This is a genomic window from Micromonospora sicca, assembly GCF_003172935.1.
GTDB classification, from domain to species: domain Bacteria; phylum Actinomycetota; class Actinomycetes; order Mycobacteriales; family Micromonosporaceae; genus Micromonospora; species Micromonospora sicca.
In genome coordinates this window covers 1-20,067 of sequence record NZ_QGKS01000298.1, presented here as the reverse complement: position 1 = coordinate 20,067, position 20,067 = coordinate 1, and the positions used below count along the sequence as shown (strand labels likewise).

The following is a 20,067-nucleotide window of genomic DNA, read 5'->3' as shown; positions in this document are numbered from 1 at the left end:
CCCACCATCCCCTCTCCCCCGCGATCTTGCAGTTGCCGCCCCGACAAATGCCGCTCACCACCACAAACCAAGGACCCCAAGTGCAAGATCGCGGGGAGGTCGGGGGCGGCGTCAGAGGCGTTCGAAGCCACGGGTCAGTTCCCAGTCGGTGACGGCGGCGTCGAAGGCGGCGAGCTCGACCTTCGCGTGGTTGGCGTAGTGGGCGACCACCTCGGCGCCGAAGGCGTCCTTCGCAATGGTGGAGGACTGCCAGAGGGTGAGAGCGTCGCGGAGGGAGGCGGGGACGCGGTCGGCGGCCGGGTCGTCGTAGGCGTTGCCGGTGCACTCCTCGCCCAACTCCAGCTCCCGCTCGATGCCGTGCACCGCGCCGGCGACCAGGGCGGCGATCGCCAGGTACGGGTTGACGTCCGCGCCGGGCGCCCGGTTCTCCACCCGCATGCCCTGCCCGTGCCCGACCAGCCGCAGCGCGCAGGTGCGGTTGTCGGTGCCCCAGCGCAGCGCGGTCGGGGCGAACGAGCCGGGCTGGTAGCGCTTGTACGAGTTGACGTTCGGGGCGAAGAAGAGGCTCAGCTCCCGCATGCTGTCGAGCAGCCCGGCGAGCACCCGCTGCCCGGTCACGCTCAGGTGCGCCGGCCCGTCGCCCAGCATCGCCGAGCGGCCGTCCCGGTCCCGCAACGAGAAGTGGATGTGGCAGGAGTTGCCCTCGCGGGCGTTCGGCTTGGCCATGAACGTGATCGACATGCCCTCCTGGGCGGCGATCTCCTTCGCCCCGTTCTTGTAGATGACGTGGTGGTCGGCGCAGGCCACCGCCTCGTCGTACCGGAAGGCGATCTCGTGCTGGCCGAGGTTGCACTCGCCCTTGGCGCTCTCCGGGGTCAGCCCGGCGCCGGCCATCTCGGTGCGGATGCGCCGCAGCAGCGGCTCCACCCGGGCGGTGCCGAGCAGCGAGTAGTCCACGTTGTACTGGTTGGCCGGGGTGAGGTCGCGGTAGCCGCGCCGCCACGCCTCCTCGTACGAGTCGCGGAAGAGCACGAACTCCAGCTCGGTGCCGGCGTACGCGGTCAGCCCGTGGGCGGCCAGCCGGTCCAGCTGCCGGCGCAGGATCTGCCGGGGCGAGGCGACCACCGGGCCGGAGCGGTCCAGCCACTCGAGGTCGGCCAGGAGCATGGCGGTGCCCGGCTGCCAGGGCACCCGGCGCAGGGTGGTGAGGTCCGGCTTCATCGCGAAGTCGCCGTAGCCACGCTCCCAGGACGACATCGCGTACCCGTCGACGGTGTTCATGTCGACGTCCACCGCGAGCAGGTAGTTGCAGCCCTCGCTGCCGTGGGAGACCACCTCGTCGAGGAAGTACGGGGCGTGGAACCGCTTGCCCTGCAACCGGCCCTGCATGTCGGTCAGGGCCAGCACCACCGTGTCGATCTCGCCGCCCCGGATGGCGACCCGCAGTTCTTCCAGCGAGAGCGGTGCTTTCCTCATGGGCGAGCCTCCATCACCAAGGTCTACTGACAAACCGGATCACCGTCAATGCCCCCGACCCGGTCCACCGCAAACGGGGAGCCGCGACGGTCGCGGCACGCCGGCGGCGGACGACGACCACGTCCTCCGCTTCACCACCGGCGTACCGCAACCGTGCCGGGCGCATAACGCCCCCACGCAACCGCGCGTCCGGCGTCCGTCAGGCCGGCTCGTCGGCCCGGGCGCCGTCGGGGGCCGGGCGCGGTGCCGGGAGGTCGACGGTACGGCGGGGGCCGGTGAACCACTTCCGGGCCGAGGCGTACCACCAGACGGCGACCAGCAGCAGCAACCCGCCCACCGCGATGGGCGCGTAGTTCACCGCCGACCAGCTGAAGTCCGCGTTGCCCGGCACCCCGGCGGGGACGATCGGCAGCACGAAGTAGATCGAGATGACCGCGATCTCGATCACCGCGATCCAGCCGAGCAGCTTGTACTTCGGGCCGAGCGTCCACGGGCCGGGGACGAACCGGTTGCCCATCCGCAGCCGCAGGAAGATCGGGATCAGGAACGACAGGTACAGCCCGATCACCGCGACCGAGACCACCGCGTAGAAGGCCACCGGGATGCCGGCCGAGTTCTTGTACAGGGCGGGCAGGGTGAGCAGCAGGCCGGCCACGGTCGCCGCGATGATCGCGTTGACCGGGGTGCCGTTGCGATCCACTCGGGACCAGAGCCGCCAACCCGGCACCGCGCGGTCCCGGCTGAACGCGTACGCCATCCGGGACATCGAGGTCACGCAGCTCATCCCGCAGAAGAACTGCCCGATGGTGGAGATGATGATGACCGCCTTGAAGAAGAACGGGGTCAGCGCGGTCTCGAAGATGGCCCCGGAGAATCCGCCGGCGGAGTTGATCGCGTCCACGTCGGTGGCGGCGAAGAGGAAGGCCAGCAGCAGGATCCACCCGCCGACCGCCGAGTAGAAGATCGACCGCCAGAGCCCCTTGGCGGCAGCCTGCGAGGCGTCGCGGGTCTCCTCGGAGACGTGCGCGCAGGCGTCGAAGCCGGTGATCGTGTACTGGGTGAGCAGGAAGCCCAGCGGCAGCACGTAGAACCAGAAGGTCAGCCCACCGGTGTCGCCGTCGCCGAAGCCGGAGTTGTTGAACCGCTCGGTGAAGACGAACCGGAAGCTCTGGTGGTCGTCGGGGACGAGGAGCAGGATGGCCACCACCGCGGCCGCGCCGGCCACGTGCCACCAGACCGAGACGTTCTGCAGTACGTCGATGATGCGGTGGCCGAAGATGTTGATCAGCCCGTGCAGGGCCAGGATCACCACGAACAGCCCGAACGTCTGATGCAGCGTCCCCGCCCACCCGTCGAAGAGCGCGGAGAGGGTGAGGTTGAGGAACGTGGCGCAGCCGTAGTCCACCGACGCGGTGACCGCGACCAGCCCGATCAGGTTGAGCCAGCCGGTGAACCAGCCGTGCACCGGGCGGCCCATCGTCGCCGCCCACCAGTAGATCCCGCCCGCGGTCGGGTACGCGGACACCAACTCGGCCATGCAGAAGCCGATGATCAGGATGAACAGCGAGATCAGCGGCCAGCCCCAGGAGATGGCGACCGGCCCGCCGTTGTTCCACGCCTGCCCGAACGTGGTGAAGCAGCCGGCCAGGATCGAGATGATGGAGAACGAGATGGCGAAGTTGGAGAAGCCACTCCACTTGCGGTGCAGCTCCTGTTTGTAGCCGAGTTCGGCGAGCCGTCGGGCGTCGTCGTCCATCGGTTGCTCGGCGGTCGGCGCGGGCGTCGTGGCCACTGCACACCTCCTCGAGGTGGTTCCCCGGTACGAGTGGGCAAAGTGTGGTCCCGTCGATCAAGGGGGTCAATAAGGCGGCCGTGGGAATCTCACCGCCGCGGCGGCTAATTCCGTTGCCGGGCCGGCCCTCCCGGCCGCATCCTTGACCCGTGACCAGGCCCGATCGCGACGGGCCACCGCCGGGCGCTCGGCAACGCCCGGTCCGCGACGGCGCGGGGTGCCAACCTCTCTCTCACTCGTACGGCGATCCGTCGTACCTTCCGGGCACCCCGCGCCGCCGCACCATCACGTCCAGGTGCGGGCAGGCCAGGCCCACGCCAGGCCCTCCATCCACTCGATCAGTCGGACGAGCGCCGCCTCGCACTCCAGGTAGTCGAGCTCCGACTCGTCGATCTCCTTCCATATCGCTCGGTACAGCCGATCCAGTGGACCGTGCCGGGCCAGCTGGTAGCCCACCGACTCGGCGCCGAACTGGAGGCCGAGATCGAGCGCGGCTCCCAGGCAGTCCGCCGCCATCCCGGAGTGTGGCGCGTAGAGAACGTCGCGGTCGCGGAGTGCCTCCAGAGTTCCGGAGAAGTCGTAGCGACCGCTCTCGTCGCCATCCGCCGCCCCGGGCGAGTAGGCGCTGGTCACCTCCTGCCGGAATTTGCCGTAGCGGGCGTCGCCCGAGAACGAGTGACGGCCGGACCTGGGGAGGTGTGAGATCAGCGCTTCCACGTCTGGAGCCAGGACCAGCCGATCCTCCACCGTCAGGAATCGATCTGGGTCATCGCCACCCCAGAGGGTGTAGCCCGACAGGACGTCCAGATTCACGGCGACGATCCAGAGCGTCGTCTCGCCGCTGAGCTCCTGGAGGCGGCTGCCCATCCGGAACCTCGAAGCCATCGACCCGCTACCTCCCGAGGTCAGGTGAGCAGCAGCCCGGCCACCCAGAGGGCGGCGATCACCACGCCGGCGAGGAACTCCACCAGCATGGACAGACCGGCCGCCTTGAGCGCCTGCACGGTGGCCGGCCAGGCGAGCTGGTTGCTGCCCAGCCGCAGCCGTTCCGCGCCCCACACCCCGGCCACGAAGCCGATCACCAGGCCGACCACCGGGATCACGAAGAAACCGACCAGCCCGAGCAGGCCCCCAGCCAGCAGGGACGACGTGGGCACGCCGGTCCTCTTCAGGTTCCGCCCGGGCCAGAGGTACTTCACCACCGTGCCGCCGGCGGCGACCACCGTGGCGGCGGCGAGCACCGCCCAACGGCCGGGGCCGGCACCGCCGAAGAGCGCCCAGACCAGCACCCCGCCCCAGCACAGCGGCAACGCCGGCAGCCCGGGCACCACCACCCCGGCCAGCCCGGCCAGGATGGCCAGCGCGGCCACCACCGAGACCACGGCCTGCGTGTCGGTGAGACTCAAGGCGTCTCCTCAGTTCGCGACTGCGGGGCTCGCAAAACCGGCTCACTCCTCGCGCTCACGGCCTCTCCTCTCCCGCGAGCCGGGCGCGGATCCGGTCCGCCGGGACGGGTGCGCCGAACCAGCGTCCCTGCCCGGTGTCGCAGCGCAGCGCCCGCAGCCGCTCGGCCTGCACCTCGGTTTCCACCGCCTCGGCGGTGACCCAGAGCTCCAGCGCGTGCGCCAGCCGCACCAACGCGTCGACGATCCGCTCGTCCCGGTGGTCGGCCGCGACGTCCGCCCCGTCGGCCCGGATCCCCTCGACGAAGGGTCCCGCCAGCTTCAGGCAGTGGATCGGCAACCGGCGCAGGTACGCCAGGTTCGAGTACCCGGTGCCGAAGTCGTCGATGGCCAGCCGGACGCCGAGCCCGGCCAGCTCGTGCAGCGACCGCAGCGGCTCCCCGGCGGTGCCCATCACCGCACTCTCGGTCAGCTCCAGTTGCAGCAGTTCCGCCGGGAGCCCGGTCCTGGTCAGCGCCTCGGCCACCGTGTCCACGATCGCCGGGTCGTCGGCCTGCCGGGCGGCCAGGTTGACGCTGACCACCAGCCCCGCGTCCGGGTACGCCCGCCGCCAGCCCTCGGCGTCCCGGCACGCCTGCCGGAGCACCCAGGCGCCGAGCCGGACGATCAGCCCGGTCTCCTCGGCCAGCCCGATGAACCGGTCCGGCCCGATCAACCCCAGCTCCGGGTGCTGCCAGCGGACCAGCGCCTCCACCGCGAGCATCGTGCCGTCCAGCAGCGACACGATGGGCTGGTAGTGCAGCACGAACTCGCCCCGGTCCAGCGCGGCCGGCAGGCCGGCGGCCAGCGCCGAGCGGGCGATGTCGGCGGCGCTGCGCTCCGGGTCGTAGACCGCCCACCGGCCCCGCCCCTCCGCCTTCGCCCAGTACAGGGTGGTGTCGGCGGCCTTCATCAGCTCGGAGACGCTGGTCTCCGCAGCCGGGCACTCCACGATGCCGATGCTCGCCGAGACGGCGAGCTGCTGGTCGCCGACGTGCACCGGGGCGGAGACCGCGGCCAGCGCCAACTCGGCCACCTCCACCGCGTCGTCAAGGCCGCCGCCGGAGTCGACCAGGATGACGAACTCGTCGCCGCCCATCCGGGCGACCAGGTGGCCGCGGCCGGCGACGCAGTCGGCGAGCCGCCGGCTGATCACGATCAGCAGCAGGTCGCCGAGGTCGTGGCCGAGGCTGTCGTTGATCGCCTTGAAGCCGTCCAGGTCGAGGAAGCAGATGCCGACCCGCTGCTCCTCGGCTGCGCTCTCGAAGACCCGGCCCAGCGTCTCGAAGAACAGCGTCCGGTTGGGCAGACCGGTGAGTGGGTCGTGCAGCGCCTGGAAGCGCAGCCGCTGTTGGAGCTCGTACCGCTCGGTGATGTCCTCGATCATCGCGACGGTGAACCGGGGACGGCCGTCGTCGTACCGGATCAGCGAGACGGCGAGGTCGGTCCAGACGATCGTGCCGTCCTTGCGGAGGTAGCGCTTCTCCACCCGAACGCTGTCGTGCTTACCCTCGATCAGCTCCTGGTACAGCTCCCACATGCCGGCCGCGTCGTCGGCGTAGAAGAGCGAGGCGACGTTGATCGCGCGCAGCTCGTCGACCGTGTAGCCGAGCATGTCGGCGAAGGACTGGTTGACCTCGATGACCCGGCCATCGACGCCGGCGATGCCGATCCCGATCGCCGCGCCGGTGAACACCGCCCGGAACCGGGCCTCACTGTCCCGCAGCGCCTGCTCGACCGCGTCCCGGGCCTGCCAGGCCGAGCGGGCGATCCGCTCCTGCTGGCTGAAGGTGCGGTCGCGCAGCGCGCGGGCGAAGCCGGCGGAGAGCGCGCCCTGCGACGCCGTCACCCGCTCCCGCGCCTCGGGCCACTCCGTCCGGCCGGGCAGCACCCGGGCCAGGAAGTGGTCGCCGAGCGCGCGTACCGACCAGTCGAGCACGCCGGGCTCGGTGAGATGGGCCTCCACCAGCGCCCGCCCGACGTGCTCCGCCGCCTGCGCGGAGAACGTCGGGGCGAGGAGGGCCTGGGCCAGCCGTGCGGTGTGCACGAGCAGCAGCCGCTCGGTCTCGACCGCGCTCAGCGGCACGAAACCGAGCCGGCGGACCGCCCGAGCCCACTCGGCGGCGTACGCCCGGGCGCCCGGCGGGCTGAAGTCCTCCCCGCCGGACACCGGCGCGGCCTGCATGTCGGCTCAGCCGGCGGGCTGGTCGTGCCGGGCGACGCCGCCGAAGGCCCCGAACCGCTCGGGGTGTTCGTCCACGTCAGACGGCGAGTCCGGGCGCCAGAGCGGCATGTGCACCACGCCCGGTTCGAGGATCGTCCAGTCGCCGAAGAAGGAGCTGATCTCCGCGCGCGACCGCAGCGTGATCTCGGTGTCGGTACGCGCCGACAGTCGCTGCGCGTCGAGCATCTCCTGCGGCTGGTCCTCGAAGGTGGAGTGCGAGACGACCAGGTAGCTGCCGGGCGCGGCGGCGGCCCGCAGGGTGGCCAGGAGGTCGCCGGGGCGGTCGGCGTTCGGGACGAAGTGGACCACCCCGGCGAGCAGGATGCCGACCGGCCGGTCGAAGTCGATCAGGCCCGACTCCCGGGCCTCGGCGAGGATCCGCTCCGGCTCGCGCAGGTCGGCGTGGAGGACGGCGGTGAGGTCGTTGCCGGCGAGCAGCTCCCGGCTGTGCGCCACGGCGACCGGGTCGATGTCGACGTAGACGATCCGGGCCTTCGGGTTCGCCGCCTGGGCCACCTCGTGCACGTTGCCGACGGTCGGGATGCCGGAGCCGATGTCGAGGAACTGGTCGATGCCGGCGTCGAGCAGCACGCGGACGGCCCGGCGCAGGAAGTCCCGGCCCGAGCGCATGGTCGCGGCCAGGTTCGGGGTCATGCTCGCGATCTGCTCGGCGAGCTGGCGGTCGATCTCGAAGTTGTGCGCGCCACCGAGGAAGTAGTCGTACACCCGGGCCGCGCTCGGCCGGGTCAGGTCGATCTCGGCGGGAAGTCCGTCCGGCATCTGCATCACGTCGCCCCAGTTCGTCGCCGCGGCGCGGGTGGGCAGCGGTGTCCGGGCGCGCGGGGGCACGCGGAAGCGACACCGGCCGACCCGCGGATCGTGTGGTGCTGACCACTCTAGGCGCGTCCGCCAAGCGACGGGAGATCGACTTTTCGGCACGGGCGGCCCGCCGCCGGCCGGGGCGACGGACCGGCCCGTCGTCAGGCGGCGGACTCCAGCAGCAGGGAGATGCCCTGCCCCACGCCGACGCACATGGTCGCGAGGGCCCGCCGGGCGCCCCGGCGGCGCAGCTCCAGCGCGGCGGTGAGCGCCAGCCGGGCGCCGCTGGCCCCGAGGGGGTGACCGAGGGCGATCGCACCGCCGTTCGGGTTGACGTGCTCGGCGTCCTCGGGCAGGCCCAGCTCCCGCAGCACCGCGACGGACTGGGCGGCGAACGCCTCGTTCAGCTCGATCACGTCCACGGCGTCGAGCCCCAGACCGAGGCGGTCGAGCAGCTTGCGGGTGGCCGGCACCGGACCCATCCCCATGATCCGCGGCGGTACGCCGGCTGCCGCCGCGCCGCTGATCCGGGCGAGCGGGGTGAGGCCGTACCGGGTGATGGCGGCCTCGGAGGCGACCAGCAGGGCGACCGCGCCGTCGTTGACCCCGGAGGAGTTGCCGGCGGTGACCGTGCCGCCCTCGCGGAACGGGGTGGGCAGCGCCGCGAGCTTCTGCAGCGAGGTCTCCCGCGGGTGCTCGTCGACCTCGACCAGCTTGGTCTCGCGGCGGCCGGCCGGCACGGTCACCGGCACGATCTCCTCGGCGAACCGGCCGTCGGCCTGCGCCTTGGCGGCCCGCTGCTGGGAGCGGTACGCGAACTCGTCCTGGGCGGTCCGGTCGACGCCGTGCTCGGCGGCGACGTTCTCCGCGGTCTCCGGCATCGAGTCGATCCCCCACCGCTGCTTCATCAGCGGGTTGACCAGCCGCCAGCCGATGGTGGTGTCGTACACCTCGGCGGCGCGGGAGAACGGCGTGGTCGCCTTCGGCATGACGAAGGGGGCCCGGCTCATGCTCTCCACCCCGCCGGCGATCACCAGGTCGGCCTCGCCGGCCACGATGGAGCGGGCGGCGGTGGCCAGGGCGTCCAGGCCGGAGCCGCAGAGCCGGTTGACCGTGCTGCCGGGAACCTCCTCGGGCAGCCCGCCGAGCAGCGCCGCCATCCGGGCCACGTTGCGGTTGTCCTCGCCGGCCTGGTTGGCGCAGCCGAGGAGCACGTCGTCGGTGCGGGCCCAGTCCACCGACGGGTGCCGGGCGACCAGCTCGCGGATCACGTGCGCGGCGAGGTCGTCGGGGCGTACCCCGGCGAGGGCGCCGGCGTACCGGCCGATCGGGGTGCGGACTCCGGCCACGAGGTATGCCACGGTCATCGGCGCTGTCCTTCGGGGGTGGGAAGGGGCTGGAGGCGGCGGCGTCCGCCGGGTCACGGGGACGCCCGGCCGCCAGAATATCCAGGCCGGAAACGGATAGGTTGGCGGCATGACCCGGGCCCAGTTCAGCGCAGAGACCACCGGCACCGGCGAGTTCGTCCGCCAGCCCAACCGGTTCACCGGTCGGGTCACCCCGCACTCGACGTCCCCGCCCGGCGGCGGCCCGGACGACCAGGACCGGTGGCCGCTGGAGGCCGGCCGGTACCGGCTGATCTGGTGCCGGGCCTGCCCGTGGGCGCACCGGGCCCGGATCGTGCGCGGCCTGCTCGGCCTGGACGACGTGATCTCGCTGGGCACGGTCGACCCGATCCGGGACGAGCGGGGCTGGCGGTTCGCGCTGGACCCGGACGGCTTCGACCCGGTGCTCGGCATCGGCTACCTCTCCGAGGCGTACCTGGCCACCGACCCGGACTACACCGGCCGGGTGACCGTGCCGGCGCTGGTCGACACGCTCACCGGGCGGGTGGTCACCAATGACTACCCGCAGCTCACCCTGGACTTCTCCACCGAATGGCGGCGGTTCCACAAGCCGGACGCGCCGGACCTGTACCCGGTCGAGCTGCGCCCGGAGATGGACGCGCTGATGGCGGAGATCCACCGGGACGTCAACAACGGGGTCTACCGGTGCGGCTTCGCCACCTCCCAGGAGGCGTACGACGAGGCGTACCGCGCGCTGTTCGCTCGGCTGGACGCGCTGTCGGAGCGGCTGGCCGGCCGCCGGTACCTGATGGGCGACACGATCACCGAGGCGGACGTGCGGCTGTTCACCACGCTGGTCCGCTTCGACGTGGCGTACCACGGGCACTTCAAGTGCAACCGGCAGAAGCTGACCGAGATGCCGGTGCTCTGGGCGTACGCCCGGGACCTGTTCCAGACGCCCGGCTTCGGGGACACGGTCGACTTCGACCACATCAAGCGCCACTACTACGCCACGCACCGGGAGATCAATCCGACCGGGATCGTGCCGCTCGGCCCGGACCTCTCCGGCTGGGCCACGCCGCACGGGCGTGGCTGATCCGCGCCTCGGCCGGGTCGTCGCCGCGTCGGCCGCCGCCGGCTGCGCCCTGGCGGGCGCGGTGGCGGTGACGGTCGCCGTGGTCGCCGGTCCCGGTCCGGGCCCCACGGGGTACGTCAGCGAGGCCGGCGTCACCGACAGCCGGTACGCCGCGGCGTACCGGATCGGGGTCTTCGCCCTGGCCGGGGCGCTGCTGCTGCTCTCGGTGGCGCTGCCCCCGGCGCTGCGGGTGGCCGGGGCGCTGCTCGCGACCGGCGGCGTCCTCACGCTGCTGTCCGGCGCGGTGACGTGCAGCGCGGGCTGCCCGCTGCCGCCGTTCGAGAGGCCCACCGTGGCCGACCTGGTGCACGGCGGCGCGAGCATCGCGGCGACGGCCTCGGTGGTCTTCGCGATGCTGGCCCTGCTCCGCTCCCCCGCCGCCGGGCCGGCGGTGCGCCGGATCGCCGCCGTCGGTGCGGCGCTGGCCCTGCCGCTGTCGGCGGCGATCGCCCTGATCATGCTGACCGTGGGGCGCGGCGGCCTGGTCGGGCTGCTGGAACGGCTGCTGTTGACGGTGGCGGTCGGCTGGGGACTGGCCACCGCCGGCGCACTCGGCCTGGCCGGGCGACGATCGTGACGAACGGTTCACCGGATGTGAACCGCCGACGTAAGGAGCATCACGGTGATCGCTCCTTCCACCTGGATGTCGCCCGGGAGTAGCGTCGGCAGGCGATGACCAACGTCTGGCACCTCACCGTGCGCCTGTATGTCGACCTCCGACTGCAGGCCAGCGGCGTCTGTCCGGCGCAGCCTCGTTCCTGACGCTGCCCCGACCGACCCTTCAGACCTTGGACACATCCTCATGGCTTCCGCCTTGCGCAAGATCCCCTTTTCCGTGCAGATCCTGCTCGGCCTCGTGCTCGGCGTGGCGCTGGGCTTCCTCGCCCGCGCCAACGACCTGACCTGGCTGGCCGGCACCCTCGACACCGTCGGCGGCCTCTTCGTCCAGCTGCTCAAGCTGGCCGTCCCGCCGCTGGTCTTCACCGCCATCGTGGTCAGCGTGGTCAGCCTGCGCGGCGTGGCCAACGCCGCCCGGCTGGCCCTGAAGACCCTGCTCTGGTTCGGCATCACCGCGCTGATCGCGGTGAGCATCGGCATCGGCCTCGGCCTGCTCACCGACCCCGGCAAGGGGGTCACCCTGGACGTCGCCGGCGCCGCCGCGCCGAAGAAGACCGGCTCGTGGACCGACTTCCTCACCGGCATCGTGCCCACCAACCCGGTCGGCGCGTTCGTCGAGGGCAACGTGCTCCAGATCGTCTTCCTCGCCCTGGTGGTCGGCGCCGCCGCGCTGCTGGTCGGCCAGGCCGCCGAGCCGTTCGTCGAGTTCAACCGCTCCGTGCTGAGCATCGTGCAGAAGGCGCTCTGGTGGGTGATCCGGCTCGCCCCGATCGGCACCCTCGGCCTGATCGGCCACGCCGTCGCCGCGTACGGCTGGGACCTGGTCGCCCCGCTCGCGAAGTTCACCACCGCCGTCTACGTCGGCTGCGCGATCGTGCTCTTCGTGGTCTACCCGGTGCTGCTCGTCGTCGCCGGCCGGCTCAACCCGCTGCGCTTCTTCGCCGGCGCCTGGCCGGCCATCGAGCTGGCCTTCGTCTCCCGCTCCTCGGTGGGCACCATGCCGGTGACCCAGCGCTCCGTCGAGCGGCTCGGCGTACCCCGCGAGTACGCCTCCTTCGCGGTGCCGTTCGGCGCCACCACGAAGATGGACGGCTGCGCGGCGATCTACCCGGCCCTGGCCGCGATCTTCGTGGCGCAGGTCTTCGGGGTGGACCTGGGCGTGACCGACTACCTGCTGATCGCCTTCGTCTCGGTGGTCGGCTCGGCCGCCACCGCCGGCCTGACCGGCGCGATCGTGATGCTCACCCTGACCCTGAGCACGCTGGGCCTGCCGCTGGCCGGCGCCGGTCTGCTGCTGGCGATCGACCCGATCCTGGACATGATCCGCACCGCCACCAACGTGGCCGGTCAGGCGCTCGTACCGACCATCGTGGCCGCCCGCGAGGGCACCCTCGACCGGGCCGCGTACGAGTCCGCCGGCAAGCGCGAGCTGGTCGACGCCGACGAGACGCGGCCCGCCGACCGGCTGGCTCCCGTCCCGGCCTGAGCAACCTGAAAAGGGAGGGCCCCCGGGCCCTCCCTTTTTCGTGCTTCGAGAGGATCACCGCATGAGTGCCCTGTTCACCCCGCTCGCCCTGCGCGGCGTCACCCTGCCCAACCGGGTCGCGATGGCCCCGATGTGCCAGTACAGCGCCGGCCCGGACGGACTGCCGACGGACTGGCACCGGGTCCACCTCGGCTCCCGGGCCGTCGGCGGCGCCGGCCTGATCGTCACCGAGGCCACCGCGGTCGTCCCCGAGGGCCGGATCAGCCCGCAGGACGTCGGCCTCTGGTCCGACGCGCACGTCGACGCCTGGCGCCCGATCACCGCGTTCGTCGCCGCGCAGGGCGCGGTGCCGGCCGTGCAGCTCGCGCACGCCGGGTTCAAGGCCGCCACGCACCGGCCGTGGGCCGAGCGGCGCGGCGGCGTGCCGGACGCCGAGGGCGGCTGGACCCCGGTCGGCCCGGGCACCGAGCCGTTCCTGCCCGACTACCGGTGGCCGACCGCCCTGGACGAGGCCGGGATCGCCGGCGTGGTGGCCGCGTTCGCCACCGCCGCCGGCCGGGCGCTGGACGCCGGCTTCGCCGCGGTGGAGATCCACGCCGCGCACGGCTACCTGCTGCACGAGTTCCTCTCCCCGCTGACCAACCACCGTACGGACGGCTACGGCGGGGACCGCACCGCTCGGATGCGGCTCACCCTGGAGGTGGCCCGGGCGGTACGCGCCGCGGTCGGCGAGTCGGTGCCGGTGCTGACCCGGATCTCGGCCACCGACTGGGTCTCCGGCGGCTGGACCGTCGAGGACAGCGTCGTGCTCGCCGGCGAGCTGGCCGCCGCCGGGGTGGACCTGGTGGACGCCTCCTCCGGCGGCGCCTCGGCCAGCGCGAGCATCCCGGTCGGCCCCGGCTACCAGGTGCCGCTCGCCGCCCGGATCCGCCGCGACGCGGGCGTGCTCACCGGCGCGGTCGGCCTGATCGTCGAGCCGGAGCAGGCCGAGCAGATCGTCGCCGCCGGCGAGGCCGACCTGGTCCTGCTGGGCCGCGAACTCCTCCGCGACCCCTACTGGCCCCGCCGCGCCGCCGCCAAGCTCACCGCCGAACCCCACTGGCCGAACCAGTACACCCGCGCCTTCTGACCCCCCCGATCGCTGTTGATCATGAGGTTGGCGGGGACAAAGCGGGCAGGCGTCCCCGCTAACCTCATGATCGACGATGCCGGCCAGCCGGTCAGCCGGCCAGGTGGGACCAGTGGGGTTCCAGGTTCCGCCAGGGGCCCTGGGCGGCGACCCCGCCGTCGATCAGGACCACGACGTGGTCGGCGCGGACCAGGGCGGCCCGCTTGGACGTCGAGCCGACCACGGTCACCCCGCGGTCGCGCAGCGCCGCCCAGAGCGCCAGCTCGGTGGTGACGTCCAGCGCGGACGACACGTCGTCGGCGATCAGCAGCTCGGTACGCGGCGCGAGCGCCCGGGCCAGCGCCAGCCGCTGGAGCTGACCGCCGGACAGCCGGGTGCCCTTGTGCCCGATCAGCAGCCCGAGCCCGCCACCGGCCGCGGCCAGGTCGTGCGCCAGCTGCGCCGTCGACACCGCGTCGGCGGCGTCCACGTCGTGGCCCAGGGCGATGTTGTCGGCCACCGTGCCGGAGAGCACCCGGGGCAGCTGACTGACGTACCCGACCTGGCCCGGGCGGAGGAACAGCTCCGGCTCGGTGACCGGATCGTCATTCCAGCGCAGCGTGCCGGTGTGGTGCACGATGCCGGCGAGGGCCCGCAGCAGCGAGGACTTGCCGGAGCCGACCGGGCCCACCACCAGCACCAGCTGCCCCCGTTCGACGGTCAGGTCGACGTCCCGGACGGCGAGGGTGCCGTCGGAGTGCAGCGCCCCGAAGCCGGTGAGGTCGAGCCGGCGCAGCGGGTGCCGCGGCGGCGGCTCGGGCGCGGGCGCGGTGCCCGCGGCGAGGTCGACCCCCGGCACCGCCGCGGAGTACTCCCCGATTCCGGCCATCGCCACGGTCCGGCGGGTCCACACCCGCGCCGACGGGTAGTGCGAGACCAGCGACGCGGTGGTCCAGGCGAACCAGCGGGCCGCCCCAAGGGTGGAGACCGCCACCAGGGTCGCGCCGGCGGAGAGCCCGCCGGCCAGGTAGAGCGCCCAGGCGCCGATCGGCAGCAGGCCGCTGACCACCGACGGGGTGGACCGCGCCCACACCTGCATGGAGATCTCCCGGCGCTGCCGGTCGCTGCGGACCGTGTCCAGCGTCGCGAGGTGGTCCAGCACCGGGCGGGTGGCGCCGGCGAGCTTCACCGTACGGGCCGCGGACAGCGAGGAGACCAGGGCGGTCGCGAACGCAGCCCGGGCCTTCACGGTGCCCCCGGCGGTGCGTTCCAGCCGCGGCCCGAACAGCGTCGCCGCCAGCCCGGAGACCACCATCGTCCCGACGAAGAAGAGCGCCGGCACGAGGCTGCCGGTCACCACGGTCATGGTCACCACGATCGCCACCGAGATGAACTGGTCCATCAGGTTGTCGGCGAGCTGCACCACCCGGTCGGTGTCGCCGCCCTGGGCGACCACCTCGGCCGGGGTGTGCCCGCTGACCCGGCGCGCCCCCGTCTGCCCGTGCACCAGCCGCAGGCTGATCCGCAGCAACTGCCGGATCCACCACTGCGGGAACCACAGGTTGGTCAGGTACGGCAGCGGCAGGACGACCAGCAGCGCGGCCACGATGCCCAGCGCCGGCAGCCAGGGGTCGCCGCCGCCGACCACGTCCGCCCAGAGCCACGGCAGCACCGAACCGTCCAGGCCGAGCAGGGTCATCACCACGAACAGGCTGACGGAGACCAGGCCGTACCGCGGGTCGTTGGTGCCCAGCCGCAGGATCTCCCGCATGGTCCGCGCGGGCGGCGCCGGGGGCAGCGGCGGCGGGTCCCTCCTCGGTACGACCACCTGGGCCGGCCGGACGGCCTTGACCGGCGCGGCCGCCGGCTCGCCGTCGTCCCACGGCTCGTCGGGCCCGGGCAGCAGGTCCACCCCGCCGCGCCCGACCCCGGTCGCGGCGTACGCGCTGGCGTGGCTGGTCGCCAGCAGCTCGGCAAAGCGTTCCGACTCGCGCAGCGGGCCCGCCTCCAGCACCGCGCCGTCGGCCATCACCACCACCTCGTCGCAGCGGCGCACCGAGGAGAGCCGATGCGCGATGAGGATGCCGATCCGGTCGGCGAGCAGCCGTTCGGTGGCCTGCCGGACCCGGGTCTCGGTGACCGGGTCGAGCCGGGCGGTGGCCTCGTCGAGGATCACCACGTGCGGGTCGCGGACCAGGATCCGGGCGAACGCCACGAGCTGCTCCTGCCCGGCGGAGAGCACGTGCCCGCCCTCGCCGAGCTTCGTGTCCACGCCGTCGGGGAGTTCGGCGATCCAGCCGGCCAGCCCCAGCTCCGCCAGCGCCCGGGCGGCGTCGTCGAGCAGGTCGGGGTCGAAGAGGGCGACGTTCTCGGCGAGGGTGCCGGCCAGGATCTCGGTGCGCTGGGGCACCACCGCGATCCACCGGCGCAGCGCCTCGACGTCCAGGTCCACCAGGTCGGTGTCGCCGAGGAAAACCGTGCCGCGCGGCACGTCCACCGCCCGGGTGAGCACCTTGGCCAGCGTGGACTTGCCCGATCCGGTCCGCCCGACCAGGGCGTACGACCGGCCGCGGGCGAAGGTGAGCCGGATGTCGCGCAGCGCCGGCCCCCGCTCGTCCCCGCCGGACGGGTAGCGGAAGGTGAGCCCGCGCACGGTCAGGTCACCGTCGGCCGGGGTGGTCCCGCCGACGGGTTCCTGCCGTGCGCCGGCGAGCAGTTGCACCCGGGCCCAGGCGCCGAGCGCCTGCTGGAGGTGCGGCACCCAGCGGGCGATGTGCTCGACGGTCGCGCCGAACGCGAGGGCGAGCAGCCAGATCGCGGTGAGCCGGGCGCCGTCGATCCGCTCGGTGGCCAGCGCCCAGGCGCCGGAGAGGACCACCGCGGCGATGCCGATCCGGACGGCGCCGGCGGCGAGGGCGGTGACCCGGGCGGACAGCCGGAACACCCGGCCGCCCCGGGCGATCACCTCGGCGGCCCGCCGGGCGTAGAGGCGCAGCACGTACGGGCGGGCCAGGCTGGTCCGGACGTCGTCCTGGCCGTGCACCGCCTCCTCCATCACCGCGGCGAGGTCCGACCAGGCCTCCTCCTCGGCCATCCGGGCCGGGGCGATCCGCCCGGTGGGGCGGCGCAGCAGCACGCCGAGCAGGGCGGTCAGCACGACCATCCCGACGCCCGCCGGCCGCCAGACGATCAGCGCGCTCGCGGTGGCGAGCAGGCACACGGCGAGGCCCTGGACGAGCCGGACGCCGGTGTTCCGCATCTCGGCGGCGACCTGGTAGACGTCGTTGTCGATCCGGTCGAGCAGCTCGCCGACGGGGGTGGCCTCCAGGGTCGGCAGGTCCTGCCCGAGCGCCACCCGGCAGAGCCGGCGGCGGACGTCGGCGGACCAGTCGGCGGTCAGCCCGGCCATCAGCAGTCCGATGGCGAGGTCGGTGAGCACGGCGGCGACCAGCGCCACGGCCAGGGCCGCGAACCAGCCGGCCGAGCGGTGCACCAGCACCGGCCCGGCCAGCGCCGAGGCGGCGGCCTGGCCGCCGGCACCGAGCAGGATCAGCAGGACGACGACCGCCATTCGGTGCGGTGCGGTGGCCCAGAGATCACGGAGCAGGCGCATGAGACGGTCCTCCGGACTCGGGTGGGCGGGGCGGTGACCCCAGCCTCGTCGTCCGGCCGCGACCGCTCAACGCATTTACGCCGGCGGCAGACGTCCCCGGCTCAGGTCTGGGCGACCCGGCGGACGATGCCGAGCAGCGCCTCCTGCACCTCCTCGATCGGCCGTTCCGGCTGGAACACCAGCCAGTCCACGGCCACCACCAGCCCGACGCCGAACAGCGCCGAGCTGGCCATGCGTACGTCCAGGTCGGCGGGGAGGTCGCCGCTGGCCACCCCGGCCCGGACGGTCTCGGCGATCACCTCGATGGCCTCGCCGCGCAGCAGCCGCAGGGTCTGCTGCCACTCCCGGTTGGTCCGCCACATCTCCGAGAGCAGGAGCTGGGCGAACGCCCGGTACCGGCGGATGTACTCCAGCTCGGCACGGACCAGGGCGGCGAGCGCCTCGCGGGGCGGCAGCCCGGCGACCGCCGCCCGGAATTCGGCGGTGAGCAGCCCGATGCCGTGCCGCAGCAGCTCCTCGAAGAGCACCGTCTTGGACTCGAAGTTGTAGTAAACGGTCCCCTTCGCCACCCCGGCCCGGGCCGCGATGTCGTCCACGGTGGTGGCCGAGAAGCCCTGCTCGGCGATGAGCTCCACCGCCGCCACGAAGAGGCGCTGACGGGTGTCCTCCCGCCGCCGCGACCGTCCGTCCGCCACTCGCCCTCCCCGTCGACCACCCCGGCCCGCGCCGGTGGGCCGGCCCGTGCCGGAGCCCCGGGTCACCGCCGTCCGGCCCATCAGCATCCTCACATGGTCAGTTCGGGGTGCAGCTTGGCCGGGGTGAGCCGGCGGGACCGGCGCGTCGCGCCGACGGTGAGCGCGAGGGCGCCCACCCCGAACGCGACGAGCACGGCCGCCCCGGTGAGCACCGGCCCGGCGGGCCCGCCGTTGATGGTGTGCCGGAGCCCGGCCACCACGTAGGTCATCGGCAGCCAGGGGTGGATCGCCTGGAAGAACCCGGGCGAGGTCTGCACCGGGTAGGTGCCGCCGGACGAGGTGAGCTGGAGCATCAGCAGGGCCAGCGCGGCGAGCCGGCCGGCCGGGCCGAGCGCCGCGCCGAGCAGCTGCATGATCGCGGTGAAGGCGAGTGAGGTCAGCGCCAGCAGGCCGAGGGTGGCCGCCCCGTGCACCGGGTCGAGGCCGAGCACCAGGGTGACCACGGCGAAGAGCACCCCGGCCTGGGCCAGCCCGACCGCCGCGGCGGGCAGCCAGCCGGCGAGCGCGACCCGCCAGCCGGGCGCGCCGGACATCACGTGCCGCCGGTTGACGGGCCGGAGCAGCATGTACGTGATCATCGCGCCGACCCAGAGCGCCAGGGCGAGGAAGTACGGGGCGAAACCCACGCCGTACGAGCCGGCCGGATTGTGCGACTTCCGGATCAGCCCGACCGGGTCGCCGAGCACGTCGGAGCGGCTGTCCGCGTCGTGGTACCCGGGCAGCTTCTTCTCCCCGGCGGCCAGCCCGTCGGCGAGGTCACCGGCGCCGCCCTCCAGCTTGGTCAGCCCGTCCGCGAGCCGGTCGCTGCCGCTGCTGAGCTGGGCCAGCCCGCCGTCGAGCTGGCGGGCGCCGGTGGCGAGCCGGTACAGCCCGCCGCGGAGCTGGTCCGCGCCGTTCGCCGCCCCGCCCAGTCCGTCGCGCAGCTTGGCGCTGCCGTCGGCGAGGGTGGTGAGCCCGTCGGCGAGCTGGTCGACCTTGGCGCGGGCGGCGGCCACGTCGTCGGCGAGGTGCGGCGCGGCGGCGGCGACCTCGCGGGCGGTGGCGGCGACCTCGGTCATCTGCTTCCGCAGCGCCGCCAGGTCGGTCTTGTCGAGGGCGGCGGCCATCGCCTTGGCGGCGGTGACGGCCTTGTCGGCGGCCTGCCGGGCGGCGACGAGGTTCGGATCGTCGGCCAGCTCGGGGTGGGCCTGGACCAGCGCGTCCAGCCGGTCGCGGACCTGCTCCGCCCGGGTCACCACCTGGTCCGCTTTCGCCGGCAGGGCGTCGATGCCGTCGGCGAGCGCCTGCGCGCCCTCGGCGACTCCGGTGGCGGCGCGCTGGATGTTCGCGGCGTTCTTGCGCAGCAGCGGCTCGTACTTGTCGGCGGCCGCGTCCACCCGGGCGGCGGCCGCGCGGGTCTCGGTCGCCGCGCGGTTGGTGCCGTCGGCGATCTGCGCCGCGCCGGTGTAGAGCTGGTCGAGGCCGCTGGCCAGCTTGTCCGCGCCCTGCACGGACCTGTCGAGCCCGCTCGCGAGCTGCCCGGCGCCGTCTTCGGCAGTGCCCAGCCCGTCGGCGATCTTCCCGGCGCCGTCCTCGGAGGCGCCGAGCCCGTCGTGGATCTTCCCGGCGCCGTCGGCGGCGCGGCCGGTCTCCGCCTTGGCGTCGGTGAACCCGATCAGCATCTTGTCGAAGTACGAGGCGGCGGTGCTCTCCGCGGCGGCGGCCCGGATCTCGCTGAACGCGGAGCGGGCGAGCAGCCCGGACAGGTAGTTGGTGGCGTCGTCGTTGACCACCTTCAGCTCGCCCCGGCGGGCCGGCCGGTCCGGCTCTGGGCTGGCCGCCAGGGTGGCGGAGAAGTCCGCCGGGATGGCGAAGACCAGGTGGTAGCGGCCGCTGCGCAGGCCGGCGGCGGCGTCGTCGGAGTCGGTGACGGTCCAGCCGAAGACCTTGCGATCGAGCAGTTCGTCGGTCAGGTCCCGGCCGGCGTGCACCTCGGTGCCGTCGACGGCCTTGGCCGGCCGGTCGGCGTTGACCAGGGCGACCGGGATGCGGTCCAGGTTCCCGTACGGGTCCCAGAAGGCGTAGAGGTAGAGGGCGCCGTAGAGCAGCGGGATGACGGTGAGGACGGCGAGCGCGGCGCGCGGCAGCCGGCCCCGGGTCATCCGGCGCAGCTCGAAGAGCGCGAGACGAACGACACTCATGCGGTCACCTCGGGGGTCTGGTCCTGGGCCGCCCGGGGAGCGACGAGGGGGGCCCAGGACCAGACCCCCGAGG

14 protein-coding genes are annotated in these 20,067 nt (G+C 73.5%); 4 read left to right on the top strand and 10 right to left on the bottom strand.

Features of this window, described 5'->3' with window-relative positions:
• Positions 1-111 precede the first annotated feature (111 nt).
• The 7 genes from DKT69_RS25045 to pcaF form a co-directional block, all read right to left on the bottom strand.
• Complete coding sequence (locus tag DKT69_RS25045; protein ID WP_109803958.1) at positions 112-1,476, bottom strand: glutamine synthetase family protein; 1,365 nt, start codon at positions 1,474-1,476, stop codon at positions 112-114.
• Positions 1,477-1,675: 199 nt separating this feature from the next.
• A complete protein-coding gene (locus DKT69_RS25040; protein ID WP_109803957.1) occupies positions 1,676-3,268 on the bottom strand; it encodes an amino acid permease in 1,593 nt (530 codons plus the stop codon).
• A gap of 285 nt (positions 3,269-3,553) precedes the next feature.
• On the bottom strand, positions 3,554-4,135 hold the full coding sequence (locus tag DKT69_RS25035; protein ID WP_109803956.1) for a hypothetical protein: 582 nt from the start codon (positions 4,133-4,135) through the stop codon (positions 3,554-3,556).
• 38 nt (positions 4,136-4,173) lie between these two features.
• Positions 4,174-4,674 carry a DUF456 domain-containing protein gene (locus DKT69_RS25030; protein ID WP_109803955.1) on the bottom strand — a complete coding sequence of 167 codons (501 nt, stop codon included), beginning with the start codon at positions 4,672-4,674 and terminating at the stop codon, positions 4,174-4,176.
• Positions 4,675-4,729: 55 nt separating this feature from the next.
• A complete protein-coding gene (locus DKT69_RS25025; RefSeq protein WP_109803954.1) occupies positions 4,730-6,895 on the bottom strand; it encodes a putative bifunctional diguanylate cyclase/phosphodiesterase in 2,166 nt (721 codons plus the stop codon).
• Positions 6,896-6,901: 6 nt separating this feature from the next.
• Positions 6,902-7,720, bottom strand: a complete 819-nt coding sequence (locus DKT69_RS25020; protein ID WP_109803959.1) for an SAM-dependent methyltransferase — start codon at positions 7,718-7,720, stop codon at positions 6,902-6,904.
• A gap of 194 nt (positions 7,721-7,914) precedes the next feature.
• A complete protein-coding gene (pcaF, locus tag DKT69_RS25015) occupies positions 7,915-9,120 on the bottom strand; it encodes a 3-oxoadipyl-CoA thiolase (protein WP_109803953.1) in 1,206 nt (401 codons plus the stop codon).
• A 109-nt stretch (positions 9,121-9,229) separates the two neighbouring features.
• Here pcaF and DKT69_RS25010 point away from each other — a divergent pair, with 109 nt between their 5' ends.
• From DKT69_RS25010 to DKT69_RS24995, 4 genes are all read left to right on the top strand, one after another.
• Positions 9,230-10,195, top strand: coding sequence for a glutathione S-transferase family protein (locus DKT69_RS25010; protein ID WP_109803952.1), 966 nt, complete (start codon positions 9,230-9,232; stop codon positions 10,193-10,195).
• The gene (locus DKT69_RS25005; RefSeq protein WP_109803951.1) at positions 10,188-10,811 is read left to right on the top strand and encodes a DUF998 domain-containing protein; all 624 of its coding nucleotides are present in this window, start codon (positions 10,188-10,190) and stop codon (positions 10,809-10,811) included. Before DKT69_RS25010 ends, DKT69_RS25005 begins: the two co-directional genes overlap by 8 nt.
• Before the next feature lie 237 nt (positions 10,812-11,048).
• Positions 11,049-12,338 carry a dicarboxylate/amino acid:cation symporter gene (locus DKT69_RS25000; protein WP_201749844.1) on the top strand — a complete coding sequence of 430 codons (1,290 nt, stop codon included), beginning with the start codon at positions 11,049-11,051 and terminating at the stop codon, positions 12,336-12,338.
• Positions 12,339-12,399: 61 nt separating this feature from the next.
• On the top strand, positions 12,400-13,467 hold the full coding sequence (locus DKT69_RS24995; protein WP_109803949.1) for an NADH:flavin oxidoreductase/NADH oxidase: 1,068 nt from the start codon (positions 12,400-12,402) through the stop codon (positions 13,465-13,467).
• Between the two features lie 91 nt (positions 13,468-13,558).
• Here the strand turns inward: DKT69_RS24995 and DKT69_RS24990 are convergent, their stop codons facing one another.
• From DKT69_RS24990 to DKT69_RS40675, 3 genes are all read right to left on the bottom strand, one after another.
• Complete coding sequence (locus DKT69_RS24990; RefSeq protein WP_109803948.1) at positions 13,559-17,059, bottom strand: ABC transporter ATP-binding protein/permease; 3,501 nt, start codon at positions 17,057-17,059, stop codon at positions 13,559-13,561.
• A gap of 101 nt (positions 17,060-17,160) precedes the next feature.
• A complete protein-coding gene (locus tag DKT69_RS24985) occupies positions 17,161-17,754 on the bottom strand; it encodes a TetR/AcrR family transcriptional regulator (RefSeq protein WP_109803947.1) in 594 nt (197 codons plus the stop codon).
• Positions 17,755-17,843: 89 nt separating this feature from the next.
• A complete protein-coding gene (locus DKT69_RS40675) occupies positions 17,844-19,994 on the bottom strand; it encodes a YhgE/Pip domain-containing protein (protein ID WP_109803946.1) in 2,151 nt (716 codons plus the stop codon).
• Between the last annotated feature and the right edge of the window lie 73 nt (positions 19,995-20,067).